Consider the following 24,256-nt stretch of genomic DNA (forward strand, 5'->3'; position numbering starts at 1 on the left):
CGAGCGAATGGCTAGTTCTTACTCGGCGGGAATCCCACCCGCTATATGATACGACCTAGGCTCGGCCGCACACCTGCTTTGTTAGTGAAATAATTTCTACAAAAATGGCTGCTTTTCCTTCTTATGAAGGAAAGCAGCCTTTGATCATCATTTACACTATTTATTTTCTAAACCAATTTTGAAGTTACCATCTTTAACAACATGCTTCCAAGTCAGCATCTATTAGTAGTGTATTTATTCACATTAAAAATAGATTACTTAGATTGATAATAAAAACTTTAAAAAGCCCACCTATATCATTATCATTCCTCAACAACCTTTAAATCAAATAGATAATCAGATAACTGGGTACCTTCGAAGCTTTCTTCTGTTATATTGCCTTGATCATTTCTTTTTTCACCCGTTTTCATCATTGCGAATGTTGAAATATAAAAAGCTTCAACTGGTAACTGGTCATCATCTAATAATTGTATTTTTCCATTAGATAAGTAAAAATGAGTTCCATTTTCTACTGCATAATTTATTCGTTCTCCTGTGCTTCGTATCACATAGGAAGAAAAGTCACCCTTCGCATGAGTAATATCTTTAATATCAAGAACATTAAGATTTTCAAAGAAATGGTCAGCTTCTATTAAGCGATTGTATTGAATCCATGTATCAGACTGACTATTCGTCACTTGATAGCTACTCTTATCAATATCATATCGAATTTGATAAAGATTAAAACTATTACTGTTTTGTCCAATAAGTTGCCAGCTTAAGTCTTTAATTCTACCATCTTTCACATATTCTATTCCAAAATCCTCTAGCCTTAAATTTTGGTTCTCTAGCTTTAACTCTTGCTTAATTAGTTCATACTCATCTTGAAAGTTCACCTTATATACTGAACCAAGTTCATGTTCGATTAATATTGGGCGGCTTTGCCATTCTTGAATGGCAAATGGCAATATCCAATGTACAAGAATAAATGCTAAAAAACCAAAGATAGCTGCCAATCGTTTTACATCTACGTTTATTGTAGGTCGAAGAAATAACAAGTACACTACAAACCCAAGAGGAAGTGAAATTTGATTGATATTAAAAGTAAATGAACCTAATATAAAGTATCCAATTATTTTTAATGCAGAGAAGGACTCTGCTTCTTCCTTTTTCAACACTAAATATAGAAAACTACCAATAAATATAACTGTGTAAACAATAGCTGCCAAAGCTTCAATTATCGATATACCAGCTATCGAAATAGATGGATAATATAGTTTGTTTACAATAGCAAACACTAAAATAATTGTTAATAAAATGCCAAAAATTACCCCGAATCTTCTCAAAGTACCCACCCATTCCAAATCTTCGTTTAACTATCCTGCTTGTTTAGATTAATAACTTCAACAAAAAGTGCTTTAATCCTTCTTGGTTTCAAAGCACCCGGTAGTTGAATAAGAAGATTAGTAATCCTTTAAGCCACTTAATTAATTTGAGTTAAGATCACGCTCAAACTCCTGTATCCATTTATAATCCAATGGAGCATTTACTACTACATAAATTCGTGTTGTAGCGACGACATCGCGTTCGAAAGTAAAAATCTCATAATCTCCGTTTTTATATACTATGCGAAGAGTAAACTGTTCTTTTGGATAATCAGAAGACCAACCCTCTTTCATAGTTAATCTTACTTGATATTGATTTAAAAATTCACCAAGTTGTTTTATTTGTTCTTGGCTAACCCTTGGAATTTCAACTCCGTTAAGTTCTCTTTCTTCTGTTGTCAAAAGAATACGGTCAACTTGTTCAATATTAAGTACATCATCTAAGTCTTGCAAACGGTATTTATAGAAAGTAAAAAATATAACAATAAGTAGAATTAGTGCAGCAACTAGCCCAAATTTCTTCAAAATGACACCACCGGCCTTACTATTTAAGGTTTGAAAAACTCGAATAATATCCTTTCTCAACTTCTTGGATCAACGCACGGGTTAGTTTTATAAGTAATGTATTCAAGTATTTGTAGCAAATCTCATTAATTGCCAAGCTAGCTTTAAATCTCTATTATCGAGTAGAGCCAGAGAATTCAAGCTGTTTTTTATGTATTTTTTTTACCCACTCGAGGTCATTCCAAATTGTAGGTTTGTCAATCGTTTGATTTTCTCCACGCACCAAGAAATCATAACTATCTTTTGTATCAGTATACCAATCAACAATAACTAACTTGCCGTTTATATTACGTACAAGAAATTCATTGTTTTCACCATAACTACCTACATCCTTTTTAATTTCTACTGGTAATTTTAAATAGAGAAAGCCTCCATTCACATCATCAGTATAATCAACTTCCCAATCACCAATCTCAATATCTTGCATATTATCATTTAAAATTCCCTTCGCATCATGTTGGGCTTGAATTTTCTTTTGAGTATACTGTTTAAGGTTATCGTTATCAATATATGTATCCAATACCAGATTCGATCCGTTCCAGACTGCTTTATAATAGTCATTAAGAATTCCCATACACATTTCATAAGCCGTTTCAAAGTCAACCTCAGATATTTCACCTTTATTTTTGGCTAAATAGTCATAATGATTTTGCGATTGATTTTGTTCGGTGCTTACTGTAATCCCTGTGTTAATAGCACTATCGGTTGTGACTACAGGTGTACTATTTTCGTCTTTATTAGTAGTAGAGGTAGTATCCTGTATACAGGAGCTCAGAGTAAATAACATTACTATCAAAAAAGAAAATTTCATTTTATCCCTCCAACTCAACTTTAACCTTATACTCCTTTTATGCTTTGACGATGTACGTGTAAAATTCGTTACAAAATAACTTAGTTTTTACCTTTAGTAGAATAAGATACATGAATATGCATATTTATTAAGACTTTTTTGTTAGTACGTTTACCTAAAAATCACATTAATCCTGGGATTAATGAGAAAATTAGTTATCATTATTCACGTATTCTACTTTACTATATTTTTTCAACCTAGAGTCGCTTTATCTTTGTTGCTAGAAACCCAGTATAATTTAACCAGTATTCCTTAACTTTATCTGGTTGTCTAATCTTCAAGGTTTATAACCAGTTAATGAAAGAAGTTAAAATTGCATTTCTCCTGTTAAAACTCCTATAAAAATAATCGCAACAATAATTGCTAATAAAGAAATTAAAACTTTTCCATATTTCCTAAAAGGTTTTATGTGTTTTTGAAACCTAATATAAAGATTAAAACAAATGATAATTATAGCAATTCCTGTAATTATTGCTAGTAAGTCGGTATAAGAAAACGGCTTACTAATATATTGGTCTAAATAAAAATTGGCGAAGATAATTACACAACATAGTACAAATTGAATTGAGAAGTATTTTATAACGTTCATTTTTCATCTTCCTTGTTATCTTAATTCCTGGTCCACTTTTCGGGTTTGGTAGTTTAGTAAATTCAATAAAAAAGGGCATTAAACCTTCAATAGATTAATGCACCTAATGTTTGGCCACAATATATTCACAAGATGTTTGGTTGAACTGAGATTCTAATTATTCACTTTTTGAACCGGTTTCCTCTACCAGACTATCTATTCAAATAAAAGTGAATTCAATTTACTATCCCTCTAATGCTCAGATATTGATCTATCATCTTCACTGGAAACCCAAGAATACTATAATGATAACCTTCCACTTTCCAATTTGCTTTTCTAACACTATGACACTCTCTTTAATTTAAAGATGCCATTTCCAACTTGAACAAAAGATCTCTTGTTATCCGAACAAGTATTAAACTACATAAAAAGAAGTTTCACAGATTCTATTAGATAAAAATCGATAAAATCGGAAGTACTAATAAGGCAATAACTACACTCTGAATCAATGTGAGTAAAATGTCCTTTTTCCATGAATTACTCTTTGGATAGCGATTATTAACTCTTTGGAACACCAAGAAAACTATCCAAAAAGTTAATATAGTATAAACTGCAGATAGAACACTATCGTACAAATCAATTCCTCCTCTTAGGTGTGTTTTATGAATATTGAAATTCTTTATTTATATATTACCATATTTCTCCATGAGAACTTCAAATAATCCGATCTAGTAATAACATAACAAGACAGAAATTTTTTTTCTTAATGATAACAAGTGAGTGGTAAAAAAATATGGATGCAGCTGCACCCATTTATGATTCATGGCTATTGAAAATTGTGAACTAGCACATCCAGTTTCTACTTTTTTGTTAAATGATAGCTTTGTCTAATATGGTCATGAATTATTTCCTGTGGTATGGTGCCGTCTAGAATTACAGAATTCCAATGTTCTTTATTGAGGTGAAAAGCTGGAACTATAGAAGAATAATTTTGGCGATAAAAATCTACCCAATCTCTATCACACTTTAGGTTTATCCAGATATGGTCGTTTCTATTGAAAATCCAGGAAAATACTTTCTTGTTCTCTTTATGACGTATCAATGTCCAATTCTTATCGTTAAATGGATAATCTTCATATGAATTTCCTAATTTTAAACAGAATTAATAGCTTCCCTTCTCGATTTCACTTACTACACACTCCTAATACCCACAAGGTTATTCACTCGTTCTTACAATATCGAATAACCAAGAAATAAAGTTATGGACTTTTACATTGTTTTTTATATTTTGGAATTCCATTTGATAAATCTTATAATAGCGTTTGTAATTAAAAGCATAACTAATGCAAATACCAAAGCTGACCACTTAAATTCGCGTGTTAGAAGCCCATAAATTAATAAAACCAAAAAACCACCTATAATACTAACTAACAATTCCTTTGAAGTCACTGAATTCCCCCTAATAGGTACATGATTTTAATAAATGATAAACATATTTCTTGAGACACAGCATATGACAACATCTAAGATATATAAGAGAATAAGACAGCCTACTATATCGAGAAATATTTTGGTTTCTCACTAAACTTCAACAAAAAACAAAGCTAATCCTTCTTTAACGATCATTTATTCCAAAAGAAAAATATGAATCTTACACCAATACCTATGCACAAAGCATAAAATACATGGAAGAAAAAGGAATAAGGAGGATAATCATGTTTTCAAATCTATATTTCCAATATGTTCCACATCATAATGTTGATAATTATAGAAACACAAATGAGGATTCACTTACAAAGGATATACAGAAAGCAATTAATGCGGAATATAGTGCGATCGCTTGTTATCAGAAGTTAGCTGATATGGCACCTACAAAGAATGAAAAGAACCAAATACTTGAAATACAAAAAGATGAAAAACGTCATCTTGAGTATTTTAGTGAAATTTATACAACTTTAACTGGAAGAAAGCCGACATATCAAATCAGCGAGGGATGTCCAGACAAGTATAGAGCTGGAATCGAATTTGCTTTCAAAGATGAACAAGGGGCCGTTGATTTCTATTTGGATATTGCAGAAAAAGCAAAGGATCCAATTATTAAAGAAAGATTTAAACGTGCAGCTGCTGACGAACAGAATCACGCTGTATGGTTTTTGTATTTACTATTTTTAAAGAAACCAATCATGAATAGACAAACTCAAAATTTTGGTGCAACTGGTGCATTAAGTGCTACAACTTTAACCTTACCACAAATGTTAACTTTTGCGATCCAAGATGAATATTTAGCTCAAGCAAGATATGATAATATTCTAGCAAATTTTGGATTTATTCGTACCTTTGCTCAAATTAAAACTGCTGAATTGAGGCATATAAATGCTTTATTACTACTATTTGAACGTTATCAGGTGCCATTACCACCCAATAATGCCCAGTCATTCGTAACTACACCAGAAAGTATTAAAGCAGCATATGCTGCGGGAGTTCAGGGTGAAATAGATAATATTGCTATGTACAATAAATTTCTAACATTTGCGATTCCTAATGATGCCAGAACTGTTTTTACTCAACTTCGTAACGCCTCTATGAACCATCTTGCAGCTTTTGAGAGAGGTCTTGCAAGATAAAAACTAGGAGCTTCTTCCTAAACCCTAAAACAACCTACCAGTTTCTTCTCCTGTTTAAAAGCACCCTTTCTCTAAGGGTGCCCGTTGTTATTTATAAAATGATTAATAGTAGAGATTACACTTTTAAGAAGATCAATAGACTTTATAGGTTCTTGATCAAGCTCCAAGTTATGATTTCCACCTTCAACTACTTTCAATTTGAGATTAGGATTATTCTTCAATTGTTCGAAACGCTCGACAACGAAACAAATATCGTTATCCCCTATAATACAAAGTCCCTTTTTATCGCTGTTAACCATTTCGTTAAAAACCTCATCATTTTGTAATATAGGAGTCAACCAAACTACTAATGCTTCTTTAAACATTGGATTATTCAGCAGATAACATACAGCTTTTGTTCCAATTGATTTAGCTACTACATAATAATTACTGTATTTCTTGTTCTTGATTGCATTGTCAATTGCAAGTTGGACATCTCTGGCAAAAGCTCTATTATTTAGAGCATTCATCTCTGCCTTACTAAAGGAATAGTTAATATGTAAAACATCAAAACCTTCCGCATAGAATAATGCTGTTGTATAGTGTAACAATGGAGCTTGCGTTGTGTAACCAGCTCCTGGTAAGATAATCACTAAATTCTCTACTTCTTCTTTCTGCACAATTAATCTAGTTGGAATGCTTTTTGAACCATTATTATTGGTCATTCTTTCACTCCTTACGTACTTATATCACCTTTAAAAAATATATTAAACACCATAATATTGCTTATTAGTAAATGATATGTATCTATAAATTTACTCTTCATTATTTATTATATTTCAGAGTAAATGTCTTCACATATATTACTATTCTATGCTAAATACGACTTTAAGAGTAGTAACAAAGTCAGTTCCATCTGCGCTAATATCTTTCAAGATTCGGTATCGTCCCTCTTCTTTCAGCTGATTCAAAGAAATATTTTGTTCAAATGTCTGACCAGGTTTAAGATCAAGACCAATCATTTCAAAAGCAACATCTATAGAAATCTGTTCCCATTTATCTTGCTTATATATTTCTATTTTATAAGGTAAGCCGAATGACAGGTTTGTAGGACCTTTATTATCTAATTTAAGTTTAAGTGTTTCACTTGAAGAATATGAATCTTTTTCTAAGTATAGCTTTCCGTAAATTAGTTGGTCAGGAACATAAATACTGGAAATCAACGTATCTTCCACTTGACCATCTTCTCCTAAGATTTCAGTGCTCAATATATAATGAACGTTACCGATATTAGGGAGATTTGTTGAAAAATATTCCCTTTCCGACGTAATAGTTTTGATATGTATTATTTTTTCTTTTACTACCTCAATCAGGTTGTTGTCTTTGTCTCGTTTTGTTAATTGAAATCTGACCTCTTTATCTAAACCTACTTCAGCTACAGGATGTGCCAATAAAGAGACTGAAACCTCTGAATTAGGTTTCATTGTCCCTGCAGAAACACCAAAGCCAATGCTACCGCCACCTTCAATGAACCATTTTCCAGTAGGGGCTGCGTATTCAGTATTCTTACTACTATTAGTAATAGTAGTAGTATCATTACTTACCGGATAGATAGAATATCCTTTATCATTATTAATATTTGAACTTTCACAAGCCGATAAAATTACTACCAAAAAAAGGGTAAATGGCAAAAATACTTTGAAATAGTTCATTTATCTCATCCTTTTAAAACAGAAGCTTATATTTAAGTAATTTTTTTTATTTATTTTCAATGACTATAACAAACTAACTATTTTTGCAGGTTCAATGTTCCAACAATTATAGGTATTTCCCCCAGATCATCAACCATATAATCTGCCGTAACGTTCTTCCATTGGTAATCTTTTTTCCAGATTCCTTTCATCCCCACATTTTGTGCTGCGCTTACATCATTATCTGGGTGGTCACCAACAAATATACTTTCATTAGGAGAGATAGATAGTCTTTCCAAGGCACGATTAAAGATTAGAGGGTCTGGCTTCTTAATACCTTCACATTCAGAGATTACTATCGTTTGAAAATACTTTTTTATTCCCAATGCCTCTATATTATTCATTTGGAATTTGCCTTTGCCATTTGTGATAATCCCAAGGACCAGGTTGTTGCGTTGCAACTCTTCTAACATACTAACCAAATTAGGGAAAGGAACGCAATTATACTTTAATTCTACTATGTAATCTTGGAGTAGTTCTTCCCAAGTCAAATCAGTAATTGAAAATTCACTAACTAATTGATGGTACACTTTATCCTTCCAAGTATAGCCCCTGTTATCTAACTCAATAAACCTCTTCACATATGTCGCTTTTGGAATATGACCAACTGCATGTTGAAACCTGTCATACTGTCTATGAATGAACATATTTACTGAGTCATCTCTATTTAACAATGTACCATCTAAATCAAATAAGACTCCTTTAATCATTACTGAACCCACTTTCTTGATTACCCTTATTCTTTTATACTTTGTGAAAATTTTATCATTTTAAATGCCGCTCAATTATGAACCAAGCATAAATTCTAATTAGCGGTATTAGTAAAACGATAAAACCTAATATACTATAAGAACTGTTAGTTAATAGTAGAATAATAGCTATAACCGCGGCAATAATTGCTTTAAGATTCCCAGAGAATCCATTTATCGGTTCATTTCCAACAAAAGCAGTTTTTATGCCTTTTAAAGACCTTGAATAGCATGAATCGTGATATGCAGCTAAAGAAAAGAAAAAAGTAGAGATTACAAGATTACTTCGCTCCTTAATTTCCATTGAACAATTCTCACAATATATATTCTTGTGATATTTTCTCACCTATTCATCTCCTTAGTAATCCAGTTATCTTTAATACGGTTTGTTTAGTAATGGGTTTCATAAAATTCACAATTAGTTTAGTTTAATTTCTTGTCTTCTTCTCTTCTACAACTGATAAGATTTGTGCGTCCCCACCATACTCCAAACGGATCGTTTTTCTTGCATCAACAGGTGTTCTTGCAGTTACTATCTTACTTTGCTTTTCTCCATTGACTTCTAGTTCAACAAGAAAGCATTTAGCTCCACATCTCATATGAACTCCTCCTTTTGCAGATGATAGCGTCTTTATCTGTTGTAATTATTATACCTCTTTTACTGAACAATTTTTGGCTCAAGTTATCTTTAGTGAGCATTCATTTAATCTAATAAGCACTAAGATAAAAATTTCTTTACGATATTTTTCGTTTTTATCACAGTTCCATGACATCGGTTCTTTTAAGGTTTCATTTACGTACCATAAAGTAAGAAATAATTGTGTATAAGAAAAGGAGTTGATTTTATGTCTACATCCTTATATATTGTTGGTATTCTATCACTGCTTATCATTTTATACCTTATCACTAAAGCGATAAAATATAGATCTACCGGTCCTGAAAGTGAAGAAGCAATTGAAAAAGTATGTAAACACTGCCAAGAACAAATACCAAGCAGATATACGAAATCTCTTTGTCCTAATTGTAAAGGGTTCTTGATGTAATATAAAAAAGTGCCTGAAACCCTCTAGGGTCAGGCACTTTTAAATGAGTAATAACTGTAAAATAATGGTAGGACAAGAGAACTGGACCCGCGTCCCGAGGTTTCGTCAGCCTAGAGATATGATTAAATACTTTCCTGCTTTAATCCATCGATGATGTTTTCTTTTTTGATTTTTTGGATGGAGTAAAGCATGGCTGTTCCAACGATAATGAAGATGATTACGATAACGAAAACGACGCTCATCCATGGAATTACAAATCCATATTCAAAAGTTTGATGTAATCCAAGATACATTAAATACATAATCACAACACTAATTGGGAGTCCGTATGTCAATGCCTTGATACCATAAAAAATACTTTCATAATTAATCATTTTATTAAAACCTTTTGGTGTCATTCCAACTGAACGCAGCATTGCAAATTCACGTTTACGAAGTGATATACTTGTTGAAATCGTGTTGAAAATATTAGCAACGGAAATCAACGATATCAATGTGATAAATCCGTATGTGAATACAGACATTAAAATAACTAGCTGTTCTTGTTCTTGTCTTCTTTCTTGTACGTTATAGACATGCATATTAGCTGTTTTAACTTCATCCAATACTTTCTGAGTTGCTATTGGATCAGATGAATTCATATACAAGTATGGGCTAATTTCACTTGCTGTCTGCTTATTTGAACCAACAAGTTGGTATAATGTGTCCTTACTTACAATAATATCTAGTCCGCCGAAGCTTGCTGTATGAACACCCATCGGAGCTTGATCAGTTAATGCACCTATCTCAACTTTGTTGATAAAATCCGGTTTTTCTCCATCACCTTCATAATTAAATGCATATAAATCTAATGTTTCTCCAACTTCACTTTCTATTGTCTTAGCTTCAATAAATTTACCAGTTTCGGCATCCTGATATTTGGTATGTTCAATAATAATTGCACTTGGTTGATTTACATTTGTTAGTTTTTCAACATCTGCTCCAATGCTTTTAGCATATTCTTGAAAACTTTCATTGTCTAACCCATGGATAGATGCGTAATAAGGATATTTGCCATCCATAAGAATTGATTCATCTTGTGCAATTTGTTCACGTATTTCTTGAGTAGCCTTTTCAACTTCTATATATGCATTAACATTAGCCTCATCAATCGTAACAGAATCTGTTACATAATCCAGTTTTTTTAGTGGCTCTAACTCCTCTGAACCAATTCCAGAACCAAACACCTGTATGTCATAGCTAATGTCACCTTGAGAAAGTTCCAGTGATTTACTAATATTACTCGTAAAGAATGAAACAGCTAAAAACAGAACAATACTAATAACTAATGAAAACACGGTTGCTTGATATCGTCGTTTATTACGTTTTAAGTTTTTAAGTCCGATTTCAGCTTCCATCCCGAACAACTTACGAACAACCTTGGATGTTTTTACTGCTTTTCGTGAAAGTTTTACATCCTGCGTTTGACGAATTGCATCAATGGCTGATACTTTAGAAGCTCTTTTTGCTGGATAGAATGTCGAGATGAAAATAGTTACAATTGAAATAGCACATGCAACGATAATTGAGCTAGGTGTCACGATTACCTTAAATTTTTCATCAATATTCAGTGCTCCTGAGAGAAATGAATTAATAAAATAAAACGTAATGGCAATACCACCAATCCCCGACAGTAACCCAATAGGGATACTAATCGCTCCAATGATTCCACCTTCAAAAAATACAGAGTTTCTCTTTTGTTTTTTCGTAGCTCCAACACTTGCAAGCATTCCTAAATGTCTTGAACGCTCTGAAACACTAATTGCAAATGCATTATAGATAAGGGCAACGGAACCAACAATAATTACAGCCATAATAATTCCTGCAAGTGAGAATAATGTGATACGCAAACTATCATTTTTCGTTACACCATAATAACGAAGGAGTTCTGAGTTATATGATACTTTTGATATATTATTCTGCTCTGCCAGTTCTTCAGCATGTTTAAAAAGTGAACCTTTAACCTTATTTAATACAACTACTGCATTTACCTTTTCAGAGTCACTTACTAAACTTTTATCAGTATAACTTACAATCGTATAACCCGGTGCCCATGATGGTTCAAAGCTTGGGCGTTTAATTGTACCAACGATCGTAAACGTTTCAGTCCTTTCAATCTTCAGATCTTCAATTACTGTTCCCTCATCGTCTGTAGACAACCCATAGGATTGACCAAGGTCTTCTTCTTGCTCGTTGATAACGCGACTGCCAATTTCAAGTGTAAGCTTATCGCCCACTTCATATTTTACACCTGCATTATTTTCAATTTCTTCCGATATAACAACTTCGTTATCTGCTAGTGGTAATCTCCCCTCTGAAATCTCAATAGGGAAATTCGAAAATGCGAGAGTATCGTATTCCTTAATAAATAAATACGGTTTACCTTCATTTTTAGATTCAGGTAAGTGTGCATATCCTAAATCCCGTGTTACCATTACCTTTTTAGTTTCGTTATCCTTCTCAATTGCTTCAATTTGCTCTAAATCCAAGTTCTTATATTGAACATGCCATTCACCATTCTTTGAAATTTCTTCCCGAATAATTAGATTTAAAAAAGAGACTCCAAGAGTTGCAACAGCGGTAATCATCGCTACAGAAATGATGACACCAATAATGGTAACAAGGGTTCTTCGTTTATTCTCCTTAAGATGTCGGATTGTTAATTTATTGATAATGTTCATGGACGAATCACCTCGTCTTTTGCAACCCTTCCATCTTCAATTGAAATGACACGGTCTGCTTGTAAAGCTATTCGTTCATCATGTGTAATAATGATCAGTGTTTGATTGAACGTTTTATTGAACATTTTTAACAGTTCAATGATCTCAGTACTATTTTTGCTATCTAAGTTCCCTGTCGGTTCATCCGCTAACATAATCGCAGGATTACTAATAAGAGCACGTCCGATTGAAACCCGCTGCTGTTGACCACCTGAAAGCTGGTTAGGCAGGTGATTTAAACGTTGTTCTAACCCTAATCTTTTAACAATATCCGCCAGTTGCTTTGGATCTACCTTATGTTCATCTAAAAGCATTGGAAGTGTAATATTCTCTTCAACAGTTAAAATCGGAATCAAATTATAAAACTGATAGATAAGTCCAATTTGTCTTCTTCTAAATATCGCAAGCTGTGTTTCATTTAAATCATATATATCTGTGTTATCAATTAATACCTTTCCAGTTGTTGGGCGATCTACTCCTCCAAGAAGATGAAGAAGAGTTGACTTTCCTGAACCCGAAGGACCAATTATCGCCACAAACTCTCCCTTTTTAACTGAAAAAGATACATTATCAAGTGCCTTAACCGCAGTTTCACCTTTACCATAAATCTTAGACAGATTCTCAATTTGTAATATATTCATCGTGTATTCCTCCATGTTTTTAATCTTACGTTCAGTATATCTGCCTAAAATGACTATTAAGTGACTACGAAAGTGACATTTTATTCACATTAAGACAATTGCTGCTGTTTCTCGTTTAGAAATGTAGTCTAGAATAGGACAAGGGGACAGGTCCGTTGTCCCAACTGGGACACGGAACCTGTCCCTCTGTCCCAGTTATACCACCTGTTTATAAAATTTGATGATGAATTGTGTACCTTTGCCGATTTGGCTCTTGACTTCTATGTCACCGTTTTGGCTTTTGATGATGCTGTGTGCCATGGCTAGTCCAATTCCGACGCTGTCCTCGCCTGCATTTTTCCCTTTGTAAAAACGTTTGAAAATATAGGGTAGATCTTCTTTTGAAATTCCTTTTCCATTATCAGAGATAATTAATTCGGTAAAGATTGTATTCTCTGAATAACTTATAGAAATCTCGCCACCCTCATGTGTATGCTCCACACAGTTTTTTAGGATGTTAATTATGGCCTCTGCGGTCCAGTTGAAATCCCCAATAAAGGAATCTTCTTTTTCGCCATTCACTTTTAATGTTTGCTGCTTAACATCAATTGGTACTAAGACAGGTTGAATCGCCCGTTCTATTAATTCTGAAACATAAACCGGATCTTTTTTAAAAGGAACCGTTCCTGCATCAATTTTTGAGAGCTTTAATAACGATGAAACTAGCCACTCTATTCGCTCAAGCTGCACTCGGATATTGTTCGTGAACTCTTCTCGTTTTGATTCATCTAGCTTTGTGTCACCTAAAAGGTCTGCCATTACCATCATTGATGTTAATGGTGTCTTAAGTTGGTGAGAAATATCTGAAATCGCGTTGGTTAGCTTTATTTTATCCTGTTGCAATAATGCATGGTGCTCTGACAGCATCAATGTCACTTTATAAATATCGCTTTTTAAAATACTAAGTTCACCTTCATGATTATCTCGTACATCCAGGCTGTAGTCTCCGCTTGAGATTTTACGGAGATAACCGGAAAGTTTTTCAATCTCCCTGTATCTCCATCTAGTAAACAGTAGATTACTTGCAATCAATAAGGCTGAGGTTAGAAAAACGACTACAGCTTCTATTTCGGAAAGAAAGAAATAGGTAGAAACTGTTGCAAGTAAAGTAATCCCTAATAATGCTACTAAAAGAATCTGAATCTCTTTATTTCGCAACATCCTACTCACCAACCTTATAACCCATACCGCGCACAGTCTTAATAATGGTTGGACTTTGTGGTTGATCCTCAAGTTTCTCTCGTAACCTTTTTATGTATACTGTTAATGTGTTATCATTCACAAAATCACCAGCTACATCCCAAATACGATCTAGTAATTGCGTCCTTGTAAGAACTTGTCCAATATGGTTCGCAAAGATTAATAGAAGTCGGTATTCCAATGCAGTGAGGAGTACTTCCTCCCCATTTTTATAGACCTTACCTTCTAATGTATTAATCCGGATTTTCTCAATATCTATGATGTTTTTTGCTTGTGTTGTTGTTTGTTTATTATAACGGCGGAGAACTGATTTAATCCTAGAAAGTAGTTCGCGGATTCGAAACGGTTTTGTAATGTAATCGTCCGCTCCCATATCAAGTCCCATCACCACATTCACTTCATCGTCCAAGGCAGTTAGAAAGATAACTGGTTTATCAGCACTTTTCTTCACTAACTCACATAGCTCATAGCCGCTTCCATCTGGTAAAGACAAATCAAATAAGCACAAATCCACATCTTTTAATTGCTGCTCAATAATCTTCTTAGCGTGTTCAGCATTGTGGCAAACAATCGTTTCGTAATCCTCCTGTTTCAACGAATAGTCCAATCCCACCGCTATTGTCTTATCATCCTCAACCACTAGTATTTTCATATATAGCACCTATTCTCGTTTATTTATAATTTCTAGGGTTATTTTACCAGAACTGTGAGTAAGAAAGAACAATCCAACTAAATTAAAAATTTATATTCTATAGAAGAATAATAACAACTGTTCGTTCAGCATTGTACAAGTATCCAAATTGTTTATGATACGGATACTCCCGATACTGTAGAATTTGTATATTTTGTATACTTTAACAAAATAATAGTCATGTATATATTCATCTTTTTAAGAGATTTAATTGTAACAACTAGTTCTTGAGTTAGAGGCTTACAATAAATTCGGAGAAATAATTTCGTTAGAGCAGCTGTTGAGAGAGGTGTTGAAAGGGTATGAGACTGGAGTATTGGATCCTAATTGGTATGTGGATTTTAGGTATTATAGGATTTATCCTTTTAATTCTTCGAAAAGAACCGCGAAAAGGAATTTTGTCACTTATGATGTTTCAATCAATTATCTGGCTTTTTAACATGTTTGTTTTTAAATACGGATTAATAAGCGCACCTGTACGGGAGCTTCCAAAAGCACATGATTTCCCTTTGACACTCGATTATTTTTTTCATCCTTTATTGTTCTCTATCTTTTACATTTATAAAAGAGGCATAGTTATACCCTTTCTTGTTTGGGTTTCTGCTGCCACTACACTCGACATAGTACTCGAACAATATACCGATTTGTTGGAATTCGGGAAAATGACCTGGTTTGGATTATACATGTATTTCGCATTTATATATTTCGTAAGTCTCCTTTTTTGTAATTGGTTCTATAAGGACAAAAAATTGTTTCAAGCAGATAGATGGGAAACTCAATGAGACTAGAGTCTTGGGTTTTTATAGTTGTTTACATACTCACAACAGTACTGCTTTTTTTCATTCCGAAAAATAAATTACGTCTTGCAGTAGTTGCGTTTTTGTTCAAACAAATACTGACTTTTTCTTTAGGATTAATTGTTGTAGAAATAGGATTACTCGAATACCCTGTTCGAATTTTCCCATCCGTAAGTCGAGCGAGCTTCACTTACGAATATTATGCTTATCCAGTTACGTGTGCAATCTTTAATGTATGGTATCCAACTAAGCGGAATATCTTTATTCAACTTGGTTATTATGCTGCTTTTTGCTCTGTACTGACTTTTGGTGAAGTTTTGATAGAAAAATATACAGATATACTGACATACGTGCACTGGAATTGGTATATTACATGGATATCACTTTTTTTGACATTCTTCTTAACACGTCTATTTTGTATTTGGTTTTTCAAAAAAGAATCAGTCAAGCATTAATGTTATTTAGTATGAATAAAAGTTCATCCTACCCCTTTTATAAAAGAATGGCAAAAAGTTAAAGATTCTTAATAAGAGGGGTAAGTTGATCAAGAAAAAAAGCCACTAACCTTTAATAGCTTTAGTCCTAGTTTAATAGTTCCTACTGAATCTCAGGTTCTAAAATACTTGACGCAATTCAATCTGACCTTCCCCTTGTCCTTGGGGATCCGGCATCCTCATTGCCCACTGAATAGCTTCTTCTCTAGACTCTACATCAATCAAAATAAATCCTGCTATCAGTTCCTTGGTTTCTGTGAAAGGACCATCAGTAACCACCTGTTTTTCTCCTGGTTTTGGAAACGAAATTCGAATCCCATTTGAACTTGGGTGAAGTCCTTTTGCCATAACCCGCACGCCAGCCTTAACTAACTCCTCGTTGTACTTATCCATGGCTTCCCTAAGCTCAGGACTTGGAAGAATACCCGCTTCCGAATTTTTTGATGCTTTAACAATTAGCATAAACAACATAAAATTCCCCTCCTCTTGGAGCGATAAAAGTCGTTTGCTTATAAGTAAACGATCCTACTTCTTTAAAATCTAAAAAGTATTCAATGAAATAGCATTTAGCCTTAACATTTCTAGCACCTTTAACTTACGTTGCTAAACACTAATACATTACTAGTCAATCGCACCCATAAATTTTATAACTTTCTATACCTTTAGAATTTCTTTCTCAAAAATTCATCAACTACCCAGAATAGTATTGCGGCTATTAATGTAATTACAATGAGAAATAAATGTTCAAAAAAGAAAGAAAGAACAACTCCAAAAAGCAAACCAAAAATACTATGAATAGAAAAAGCCATTTTTAATCTCTGTTTACTGTATAAATTCTTTGTTAAAAAATCAGATAAGATAGATACCGGTAAACCAATTAGAAGTATAAATGGAGCTGTACCAGAAAGAAGAACACCAAGTGCAGCAAATAAATGATCATAGCCGTCCATTATTGCAAAATAAAAAGTAAGAAATAATCCAGTTAATAAAGTGGTTAATACAAATCCTAAAAATTTTCTTAGAAGCATCAAATCCTCCCCGCTTAGTAAATAGTTCGACATGTTTTGTTGAACAATCCGCTTGTTAGTTATTAACTTCCACAAAAAATACGATAATCCTTCTTGTATCAACGCACCGATAATAAAATGTCCTCACTTCAGTTATCTAACACCAAACTGTTTTAGGACATTATTGTCAGAAGTATTACATTCTAAAATACTGCCTGACCTCCTGTAAAAGATCCGAACTATTCCTCTATAACTTCCCAAGTTTGAATTAGCCAATCAAAAAAAACGGTCTTTTCTTCAAATTGCGGATAATGTGCAGATTCTTCAAAGACGATAAAATCCTTCATTGGGGCCTCGACTTGATCAAAATATGCTTTTGCTGATTTGGCAGATGTCATAAAATCATATTTTCCCATGACAAAATACAAAGGGATATCTAAGCTACTAACTAATGTTGTAATATCATTCTCCTTTTCTTCGGAAAGCAATATTTCCTGAGTAGCTGAAATCCCTCTTAGGTAACGAATGACATCAAGTAAATTATATTCGGGGTTCTTTAGAAATCCTATGTAATAATCCATATTATCATTGATTAACCTTGATGCCCCTCCATACTTCCGTACCATATCTCTAGGAGTAGATGCTTCCCCTTTTTTAATCGAATCTTCAAGAAGTTTGAGTTTCTCTACATCTTTTTGATTTCCAGCTTGATGTGCCTGACTCATTGTAAAATTGAGACTATCTACTTCACTATCAATATAATTAGAAACTTGACCAATCCCGATATAAGCAGCATATTTTTCTGGAGCTTTGTTTGCAGCCTTCATCCCTATGTAAGTACCGAAAGAATGACCAACTAATAATACCTTTTCTTTAGAGAATTCATTTTTCACAAAGTCTGTTAGAGTCAAGAGATCTTTAACATGTTGATCAGAGGAAATATCAGAATAATCCTCAAAGAAGTGAAATGATTTTCCACTTCCCCTTTGGTCATAGTGAACAATAGTAAAATGTTCTTCAAGTGAATCTTGATACTTTCTAACATAGGGAATTTCAGAACACCCAGGTCCACCATGTACAAAAATGATAACTGGATTGTTTTTATCTACACCTCTAATCATAACTTCAAGTTCTGTTCCGTTTATCTCGATGCTCTTTAATAAAGCAATGCTGTTTTCTCCTTTTATCTTAGGTGTCCAAGTAGGAAACAATAGAATAAGAGAGATGAACAGAGTTATTGATATGAAAAAAATGATTACCTTTCTTTTACTTTTCACATAGAAGACTCCTTACTACTTCGGGCTGTACCATGAGTTGGAGAACAACCGGTATGGTATTGAATGTTAGCTCACCAAATATCGAACTCAATTTAGCCGTTTTATTATGTAAAGCAATTTATCTTATTCTTAATAAACTGAGATGATAAATAGCCTAGTATCATAAATAGCATGTAAAAACATTTACAATCCTATCGTTTGTTTATTAACTTCCACAAAAAATGCGATAATCCTTCATGGATCATCGCACCTTTTAGTTAATTAACATTAGTATTTACAGTGCTACTCTTCCCAAAATAATTCGTCAAGTGTTTTATTTAATGCTTTACATATAGAGATACATAAATTGATAGTTGGATTATATTTTCCGACCTCAATCAAACCGATTGTTTGTCTAGTTACTCCTACTAATTTTGCTAATTCTTCTTGAGATAGGTCATGCTCTATTCGAGCCATTTTCATTCGTTTGTTTTTCATACTACTACCACTTGCCTTCTGAGTCTTCTAACTCTTTTTGATTTATTTTTTCACTTTTCCTTTTTGCTATTGAATAAGTGATTCCATTAACCGCAGCAAATAGTGGAGCATAGATAAACAACGAAATAAAAAAGACAGAAATAAAGAAGAGCACTGACTCTTGTTGACTGTCTGCATAATTAACTGCGCTGTTTGTTGCAAAGATTATCGCAAGTATGACCCCTAAAGCAATACCATAAATGATATTTTTCTTACTTAATTTCATTTTACTGTTATTATCATGTAATTCTACCTCATCAGAATAGATACCTAGATACGCTGATCTTGCAACGTAATAAATTGAAGTAACTAATATTACAATCCATTCAAACATTACTGCCCGAAGAGAAAACTCAATGGTAAAATACTTCACAGCAACTGATATCAATGATAGTACCATAATAATCAAGTACATTTCTTTATATATTTTGTTTTGAATATTTATTACACGCTCATCGGTTTGCTTCTTTTTCCATATACCCATTTTATCTACCTCCAGTATTCTTATATCACCATTATACAATATATAATTTACACTACGCAATATATAAATTGCAAAATGACATTTATATATACTATTTTTTAAAATATAAACCTTATACAAATATGATGGATAGCTACCTCGGTTTGTTATGGGTCTATTTTACCTATCGTAGGAAATTGGCCACAAACACCCTTCGTAGCAATAGGGAGTTTCTTCCTGTTTTTTCTTCATTTATTCTTTTCTTCTTGTTCAACCATTATTTGGATAATATAATTTACCTTTGTATGATGAATTTTGGAGGGGAAACAAAATGGAGAAAAAGTGGATTGGTTTACTTTTAACAATCTTGGTAACAGTTACTTTAGCTGCTTGTGGTAGTTCTGATGAAACAGCTAGAGATAGTGAAAATGCTTCTGAGGAGATTCCTAAGGAACAGATTATTCAAGATGAAGTCGCTAAAGAGCAAGAAAATGGAGAATCAGAATCTACTGAAGAAACCAAAAACAAGGATGAAGAGGTTTTTAGATCCTCTGGTGAAAATGAGGAAAAACAAGAACCATCAGAGAACTTGTTTGATTCAGACAAAGTATTTTACTATGCTGAGGATGCAGTAGAAATAAGACTTTCAAATGCATCATTTGTTCAGGAATTTACAGCTACAAATGCAGATGTTGACAGTACTCTAGGTTCACGTACTATTCTTTCCGATTCTGAGACCTTTTTACATATAACAGGTACAATTAATAACGATACAACAAACATACTTCATTATGGTCACAAACTTGCTCCGATTAAATTCTTTTTACTTTATGACGGGAAACATGAATTTGAAAGTTTGGCTGGAACAGAAGAAGAAGATGGTACAAAAATCGGCGGGGCTAGTGTAAATTCATTATCAGAAGGAAAAGTTCATATCTATTTCCAAATTCCAAAAACTGTTTCTGAAACAGATAAACCATTAGTACTTAAGGTTCTAATGGATGAAGAAGTATTTGAAATACCATTACGATAAGAAAAATTATCAAACTGAAACGCTTGGATACTATAATTCCAAGCGTTTTATCATGTTGCAGTAATGCTTCTTTAGCTGAAAAACTGATACACTTTTAAAATAACCCAAAACATAATGATGCTCCATAACAAAATGATAAGTGAACCTACTACCCAATTTTTCGGCTTACTATTCTTCATCATTTCTTTTGATTTAACTTCACATTCGATTATTACTTCTTTTGGTATCATCTTTAATGCTAACATTACACCTAATGGAACAATGATAACATCGTCTAAATATCCGAGTATTGGTATGAAATCGGGTATCAAATCAATTGGGCTGAACGCATAGGCCACTACACAAACTGTAAATAGTTTGGCAAACCAAGGTACTCTTTCATCTTTATAAGCTAAGTAAAGTACAAAGATTTGTTGTTTTAATCTTTTCGCCCAAACCTTTATTTTCTCCATAAAAATATCACACCACTTTTATTTAATGTTTTGTCTTTACTTCCAATATATATAATACTAGATTTGCTTCCCCTTTTCGTCTTTTTACACAACTTCTCCGTTTTATAATGATTTATTAAATAACTCTTATACAGTTACGCAAGTACAAATTATACAAAATGCTTAATTTGGCAGGCATTTGGTGGGATCAATTCTAATAGATTTCCAGTTTCCTTCAGAATCTTTTTTATATTGAGAGATTAATACATCTGTATCATTTGTTAATTGATAAAAGATAAACCGGTAATCTGCTCCATCCATACCAATAAAATCAATGGTTTTGACGTACCCATCTTGTTTAGTAGGCAGCTGTTTTTTTATTAATTTGCACCATTCTCCATACATAATCGCAACTACTGATTCCGCATCATGCTGCCAGAGATGATAGGCTGCACACAGGAAGTCCTCTCCGTACAATTTCATCTGGTTAATTTTGTACAGGTTTTGAACTCTTTTTAAACTGACATAGCCGTAATAGTAAGCAAAATAGGTGACGCCTTTTGATGATCCTTCGATGCTTTCTAGTTCAATAAAAAAAGGAATAATGCCTTTTTCATCAGGTAGTCTGTTCATCTTAATCAAATTTAGGTGTCCAATACCAGCAAACGATTGAAGATATTCATTATAAGAAACCCTTTTTTGATAGTCTTTAGTAAAAAAGTTATACGCAATTGGAAATGGCAACTTTGCCATCCCCACAGTTCCGCACCCGCCCAACTGCTTTTTATTAAGGTTTTCTGCTTCTCTTAAAATACTAAAGTAGTTTAATACAGTTTCATTTGGTGTTTGAGTTAATGTTGAAGGGAGAATAATTTCTTTGTAGTTTTTATCATAATAAGGATCAAAGAATTGACTATATTTGACAGTGGTATTTTTTATTGGGAGGTTGGAAGGGCGGAAGTATTTTTCTAAATCACTGTTTCTTAGTAGCGAAGTTTCGGTTCGTTCAACCGGTTGTCCAAATGTTTGCGGTTCGTATTGCGCTCCCATAACGAGAGTTAATATTTTTCTGGGATAATCATTGAACGTCCGATTTATCCAATTTCTAAGTTGTTTCAATTAGACTCCCCCCTTCAAGACTATACAGTTATACCTTATTCATTTCTTACAAGATTATTAGTATATATGTAAAGTAGAATTGGGTTTATTTTGTCTGTTCATCGTACCTTTTGCACTGGTATTCTTCTTGAACTTACACAATACTGTTGTGGTATATTACATATACTTTTTTTAAACATGGAGTATAAAAATTATTCAATATTTCCTTCTCCAATAAGTGGTGTTCCATCGCCAAATTGACCAAAAGAAAATTATATTCTCATTGATTCCTCTTTTTATCACCATGAATATTAACATAATCATTACCTTAAACATTTAGTATCCCATTAGCTCTTTTTATTTAAGTATAAATTTCCACAGTTCTATCTACAATTTCCGCATTAGATCTTGATTAATAGTGAATAATATTTTAAAAAAGGGAGTATCTTTAAATGAAAAAAATATCTACACTTATTCTCCTATTGATAACATTATTCACATTAAATATTCAGTTAGTTTTAGCCGAATCTAATGCTGATAAAGAGCCCTGGAGTAAGTACCCCGATAATTCAACAAAGACTTTCCCAGATGCTGATTCATTTTATGATTCTCTTGATAAAAATTGGTATGTTGAATATAAAAATGCAAAATTAAATATTCGAGAAAAAACGTACTTTAAAGACATAAACAAAGTGCTGGCTAAAGCTGACAAGTACGGTGAGTCAAGAACTGGTGGTGAAGGTTATCATCCTAAACGCCAAGTATATGTATTTGTAACAGTAAGTGAAGATGGAGAAAAAATGCGTACTGCTGTTTTTGATGCTGAAACTAAGAGATTTATTTCGGGAAGTTCAAATTATGAATGAGAAAAATCCTTACAGCTCCTAAATTTAGGGGCTGTAATACTTTGAAAAGATCCTTATAGTAAACTGGAATAAATACAGGTGCAATTTTGCACCCGAATTCTTGTATAATGTCTCAAAAATAATGAAAACCTACTTAGTTTGAATTTGTATATGATTTTCTTCAAGCTTATGTTTAATTTTATTTGCCATTAAGCTGCGGTTGGTAATATCAAACGTCACATCTTTGTTATCCATGAAAGTTAAGTGAAACTTTTTATCCCCCGCTACTGTAATATTCTCCTCTTTTTTATATCCTTCGTCTATATAGATTGCTTCTTTGATATCATCCCATTGATAAACCTCTTTTGTAATGTTCTTGAATGTGATTTCTTGATCAGAAACAAGTGTATAGACTCCAAAGTTAGCATAATAGCCTAAAGAAATAGATACTACAAGAAAAAATATACCCGCATAATTCCACTTTTTATTTTCAAATATCATCCCAATACAAAATAATACGAAAAAACCAACAGCAACAAACATAGTAGTATTTGCAATAGGTGGCGTTATAACCCAGAAAGTGTCACCGTGTTTAAATAATGTATTATGTATCAAATCTGGTCCGAGGAAACCATACAAAACGCCAGTAATTCCACCGATTATCAATAATACTACCCAATATGTTTTATCAATATTTTTTAACAATTATCTTTTCCCCCTTTGTCATTCACATCATAATATTATTTACGAATAACAATTAGGAAAAGTTTCATTTTTCTAAAAGTAGATGTTCCTCTTAGTTTAACCTTGAATATTTCTTAGTTGTGTAATTAAAAAGTTAAAAACAAAAAGAACTTGGATTAAGTTCTTTTTAGTTTGCTTTACTTAGTTTTACAACACTAACAAGTAATCAAGTTACTAGCATTCTACTATGTCTAATTAGTATTTCTAATACCTACATTGCTACATGGGAGTTATATACCTTTCTGAATTTCGTATAACTTATAATTCTCCATAACCCTACATACACAAACAGAGAAATAATAGATAGCGCATTTAATGTCAAGAAATCAATTCCTGGTAAAAAGTAATTAACTAATCGCCGAATAACAAATATTGAAATTAAGGCAATCACAAAACCAATGCTTTTCTTTGCATAGATTTTCCCGTCCTCACGAACTTCATATCCAGTTGTATAAATTAAGGGTATAGATAAGACTAAACCAAACAACACAGAAACAAGTACTTCTTTTGATGTCATGTGAATGGAAGGTTGCAGTACCACTGAAAAGGCAGGTGACATATAGAGCAGCGGTAACAAAATCCGCAGGCCAGATCCCTTAATTGGACGGACCATGGACCTTGTTCGTCTCCAAAATATAAATCCAAAAATAACAAATAAAATTACATACATCCCATACTGCACGTTTATTATTCACTCCACCTCATATTCTACAATTGTAATTCTTCATC

At 33.0% G+C, this 24,256-nt stretch carries 29 protein-coding genes and 1 pseudogene; 6 read left to right on the plus strand and 24 right to left on the minus strand.

What is annotated here, in order from left to right:
- Positions 1-302 precede the first annotated feature (302 nt).
- From AB3M96_RS19275 to AB3M96_RS19300, 6 genes and pseudogenes are all read right to left on the minus strand, one after another.
- Entirely contained in the window at positions 303-1,325 is a 1,023-nt protein-coding gene (locus AB3M96_RS19275; protein WP_412969231.1) for a hypothetical protein, read from the minus strand.
- Between the two features lie 141 nt (positions 1,326-1,466).
- Complete coding sequence (locus AB3M96_RS19280) at positions 1,467-1,889, minus strand: hypothetical protein (RefSeq protein ID WP_412969232.1); 423 nt, start codon at positions 1,887-1,889, stop codon at positions 1,467-1,469.
- Positions 1,890-2,043: 154 nt separating this feature from the next.
- Positions 2,044-2,715 (minus strand): hypothetical protein, encoded by a 672-nt coding sequence (locus AB3M96_RS19285; RefSeq protein ID WP_412969233.1) that lies wholly within the window; start codon positions 2,713-2,715, stop codon positions 2,044-2,046.
- 370 nt (positions 2,716-3,085) lie between these two features.
- Positions 3,086-3,367, minus strand: a complete 282-nt coding sequence (locus tag AB3M96_RS19290) for a hypothetical protein (protein ID WP_412969234.1) — start codon at positions 3,365-3,367, stop codon at positions 3,086-3,088.
- Between the two features lie 428 nt (positions 3,368-3,795).
- On the minus strand, positions 3,796-3,981 hold the full coding sequence (locus tag AB3M96_RS19295) for a hypothetical protein (protein WP_412969235.1): 186 nt from the start codon (positions 3,979-3,981) through the stop codon (positions 3,796-3,798).
- Positions 3,982-4,205: 224 nt separating this feature from the next.
- Positions 4,206-4,534: pseudogene (locus AB3M96_RS19300) on the minus strand (MmcQ/YjbR family DNA-binding protein).
- A 527-nt stretch (positions 4,535-5,061) separates the two neighbouring features.
- On the opposite strand from AB3M96_RS19300, the gene AB3M96_RS19305 reads away from it, so the two are divergent.
- Positions 5,062-5,970, plus strand: coding sequence for a ferritin family protein (locus AB3M96_RS19305; RefSeq protein WP_412969236.1), 909 nt, complete (start codon positions 5,062-5,064; stop codon positions 5,968-5,970).
- Positions 5,971-6,041: 71 nt separating this feature from the next.
- Here the strand turns inward: AB3M96_RS19305 and AB3M96_RS19310 are convergent, their stop codons facing one another.
- From AB3M96_RS19310 to AB3M96_RS19330, 5 genes are all read right to left on the minus strand, one after another.
- A complete protein-coding gene (locus AB3M96_RS19310) occupies positions 6,042-6,674 on the minus strand; it encodes an alpha/beta family hydrolase (protein ID WP_412969237.1) in 633 nt (210 codons plus the stop codon).
- Positions 6,675-6,815: 141 nt separating this feature from the next.
- Entirely contained in the window at positions 6,816-7,661 is an 846-nt protein-coding gene (locus tag AB3M96_RS19315; RefSeq protein WP_412969238.1) for an immunoglobulin-like domain-containing protein, read from the minus strand.
- A 77-nt stretch (positions 7,662-7,738) separates the two neighbouring features.
- Positions 7,739-8,410: an HAD family hydrolase gene (locus tag AB3M96_RS19320; protein ID WP_412969239.1), complete on the minus strand. Its 672-nt coding sequence runs from the start codon at positions 8,408-8,410 to the stop codon at positions 7,739-7,741.
- Positions 8,411-8,465: 55 nt separating this feature from the next.
- A complete protein-coding gene (locus tag AB3M96_RS19325; RefSeq protein WP_412969240.1) occupies positions 8,466-8,753 on the minus strand; it encodes a hypothetical protein in 288 nt (95 codons plus the stop codon).
- Positions 8,754-8,877: 124 nt separating this feature from the next.
- A complete protein-coding gene (locus tag AB3M96_RS19330; protein WP_412969241.1) occupies positions 8,878-9,048 on the minus strand; it encodes a hypothetical protein in 171 nt (56 codons plus the stop codon).
- A gap of 246 nt (positions 9,049-9,294) precedes the next feature.
- Here AB3M96_RS19330 and AB3M96_RS19335 point away from each other — a divergent pair, with 246 nt between their 5' ends.
- Complete coding sequence (locus tag AB3M96_RS19335; protein ID WP_412969242.1) at positions 9,295-9,492, plus strand: hypothetical protein; 198 nt, start codon at positions 9,295-9,297, stop codon at positions 9,490-9,492.
- 122 nt (positions 9,493-9,614) lie between these two features.
- Here the strand turns inward: AB3M96_RS19335 and AB3M96_RS19340 are convergent, their stop codons facing one another.
- The 4 genes from AB3M96_RS19340 to AB3M96_RS19355 all read right to left on the minus strand — a co-directional run bounded on the left by AB3M96_RS19340 (position 9,615) and on the right by AB3M96_RS19355 (position 14,783).
- A complete protein-coding gene (locus tag AB3M96_RS19340; RefSeq protein ID WP_412969243.1) occupies positions 9,615-12,212 on the minus strand; it encodes an FtsX-like permease family protein in 2,598 nt (865 codons plus the stop codon).
- Complete coding sequence (locus AB3M96_RS19345; protein ID WP_412969244.1) at positions 12,209-12,892, minus strand: ABC transporter ATP-binding protein; 684 nt, start codon at positions 12,890-12,892, stop codon at positions 12,209-12,211. Before AB3M96_RS19345 ends, AB3M96_RS19340 begins: the two co-directional genes overlap by 4 nt.
- Positions 12,893-13,087: 195 nt before the next feature.
- Positions 13,088-14,092 carry a sensor histidine kinase gene (locus AB3M96_RS19350; RefSeq protein WP_412969245.1) on the minus strand — a complete coding sequence of 335 codons (1,005 nt, stop codon included), beginning with the start codon at positions 14,090-14,092 and terminating at the stop codon, positions 13,088-13,090.
- A gap of 1 nt (position 14,093) precedes the next feature.
- Entirely contained in the window at positions 14,094-14,783 is a 690-nt protein-coding gene (locus AB3M96_RS19355) for a response regulator transcription factor (RefSeq protein ID WP_412969246.1), read from the minus strand.
- A gap of 371 nt (positions 14,784-15,154) precedes the next feature.
- On the opposite strand from AB3M96_RS19355, the gene AB3M96_RS19360 reads away from it, so the two are divergent.
- A complete protein-coding gene (locus AB3M96_RS19360) occupies positions 15,155-15,604 on the plus strand; it encodes a CBO0543 family protein (protein ID WP_412969306.1) in 450 nt (149 codons plus the stop codon).
- The gene (locus AB3M96_RS19365) at positions 15,589-16,074 is read left to right on the plus strand and encodes a CBO0543 family protein (protein WP_412969247.1); all 486 of its coding nucleotides are present in this window, start codon (positions 15,589-15,591) and stop codon (positions 16,072-16,074) included. Before AB3M96_RS19360 ends, AB3M96_RS19365 begins: the two co-directional genes overlap by 16 nt.
- A gap of 159 nt (positions 16,075-16,233) precedes the next feature.
- Here the strand turns inward: AB3M96_RS19365 and AB3M96_RS19370 are convergent, their stop codons facing one another.
- The 5 genes from AB3M96_RS19370 to AB3M96_RS19390 all read right to left on the minus strand — a co-directional run bounded on the left by AB3M96_RS19370 (position 16,234) and on the right by AB3M96_RS19390 (position 19,397).
- Positions 16,234-16,584 (minus strand): YciI family protein, encoded by a 351-nt coding sequence (locus tag AB3M96_RS19370; RefSeq protein WP_412969248.1) that lies wholly within the window; start codon positions 16,582-16,584, stop codon positions 16,234-16,236.
- Between the two features lie 191 nt (positions 16,585-16,775).
- Positions 16,776-17,141, minus strand: coding sequence for a hypothetical protein (locus AB3M96_RS19375; RefSeq protein ID WP_412969249.1), 366 nt, complete (start codon positions 17,139-17,141; stop codon positions 16,776-16,778).
- Between the two features lie 218 nt (positions 17,142-17,359).
- Positions 17,360-18,397, minus strand: coding sequence for an alpha/beta fold hydrolase (locus tag AB3M96_RS19380; protein ID WP_412969250.1), 1,038 nt, complete (start codon positions 18,395-18,397; stop codon positions 17,360-17,362).
- Positions 18,398-18,679: 282 nt separating this feature from the next.
- The gene (locus tag AB3M96_RS19385; protein WP_412969251.1) at positions 18,680-18,874 is read right to left on the minus strand and encodes a helix-turn-helix transcriptional regulator; all 195 of its coding nucleotides are present in this window, start codon (positions 18,872-18,874) and stop codon (positions 18,680-18,682) included.
- A 4-nt stretch (positions 18,875-18,878) separates the two neighbouring features.
- Positions 18,879-19,397, minus strand: coding sequence for a DUF6773 family protein (locus tag AB3M96_RS19390; RefSeq protein ID WP_412969252.1), 519 nt, complete (start codon positions 19,395-19,397; stop codon positions 18,879-18,881).
- A 310-nt stretch (positions 19,398-19,707) separates the two neighbouring features.
- On the opposite strand from AB3M96_RS19390, the gene AB3M96_RS19395 reads away from it, so the two are divergent.
- Positions 19,708-20,409 carry a hypothetical protein gene (locus AB3M96_RS19395; protein ID WP_412969253.1) on the plus strand — a complete coding sequence of 234 codons (702 nt, stop codon included), beginning with the start codon at positions 19,708-19,710 and terminating at the stop codon, positions 20,407-20,409.
- Between the two features lie 71 nt (positions 20,410-20,480).
- Here AB3M96_RS19395 and AB3M96_RS19400 read toward each other — a convergent pair whose 3' ends face one another.
- Together AB3M96_RS19400 and AB3M96_RS19405 are read right to left on the minus strand one after the other, a co-directional pair.
- A complete protein-coding gene (locus tag AB3M96_RS19400; RefSeq protein ID WP_412969254.1) occupies positions 20,481-20,861 on the minus strand; it encodes a YkvA family protein in 381 nt (126 codons plus the stop codon).
- Positions 20,862-21,023: 162 nt separating this feature from the next.
- Positions 21,024-21,959, minus strand: a complete 936-nt coding sequence (locus tag AB3M96_RS19405) for a hypothetical protein (RefSeq protein ID WP_412969255.1) — start codon at positions 21,957-21,959, stop codon at positions 21,024-21,026.
- A gap of 431 nt (positions 21,960-22,390) precedes the next feature.
- On the opposite strand from AB3M96_RS19405, the gene AB3M96_RS19410 reads away from it, so the two are divergent.
- Positions 22,391-22,804, plus strand: a complete 414-nt coding sequence (locus tag AB3M96_RS19410) for a hypothetical protein (RefSeq protein WP_412969256.1) — start codon at positions 22,391-22,393, stop codon at positions 22,802-22,804.
- Positions 22,805-22,933: 129 nt separating this feature from the next.
- Here AB3M96_RS19410 and AB3M96_RS19415 read toward each other — a convergent pair whose 3' ends face one another.
- The gene (locus AB3M96_RS19415) at positions 22,934-23,488 is read right to left on the minus strand and encodes a hypothetical protein (RefSeq protein WP_412969257.1); all 555 of its coding nucleotides are present in this window, start codon (positions 23,486-23,488) and stop codon (positions 22,934-22,936) included.
- 250 nt (positions 23,489-23,738) lie between these two features.
- Complete coding sequence (locus AB3M96_RS19420) at positions 23,739-24,197, minus strand: CcdC protein domain-containing protein (protein ID WP_412969258.1); 459 nt, start codon at positions 24,195-24,197, stop codon at positions 23,739-23,741.
- Positions 24,198-24,256: the final 59 nt, after the last annotated feature.

This window comes from Ferdinandcohnia jepli, assembly GCF_047246645.1.
In the GTDB taxonomy this organism is placed as follows: Bacteria; Bacillota; Bacilli; order Bacillales; family Bacillaceae_L; genus Ferdinandcohnia.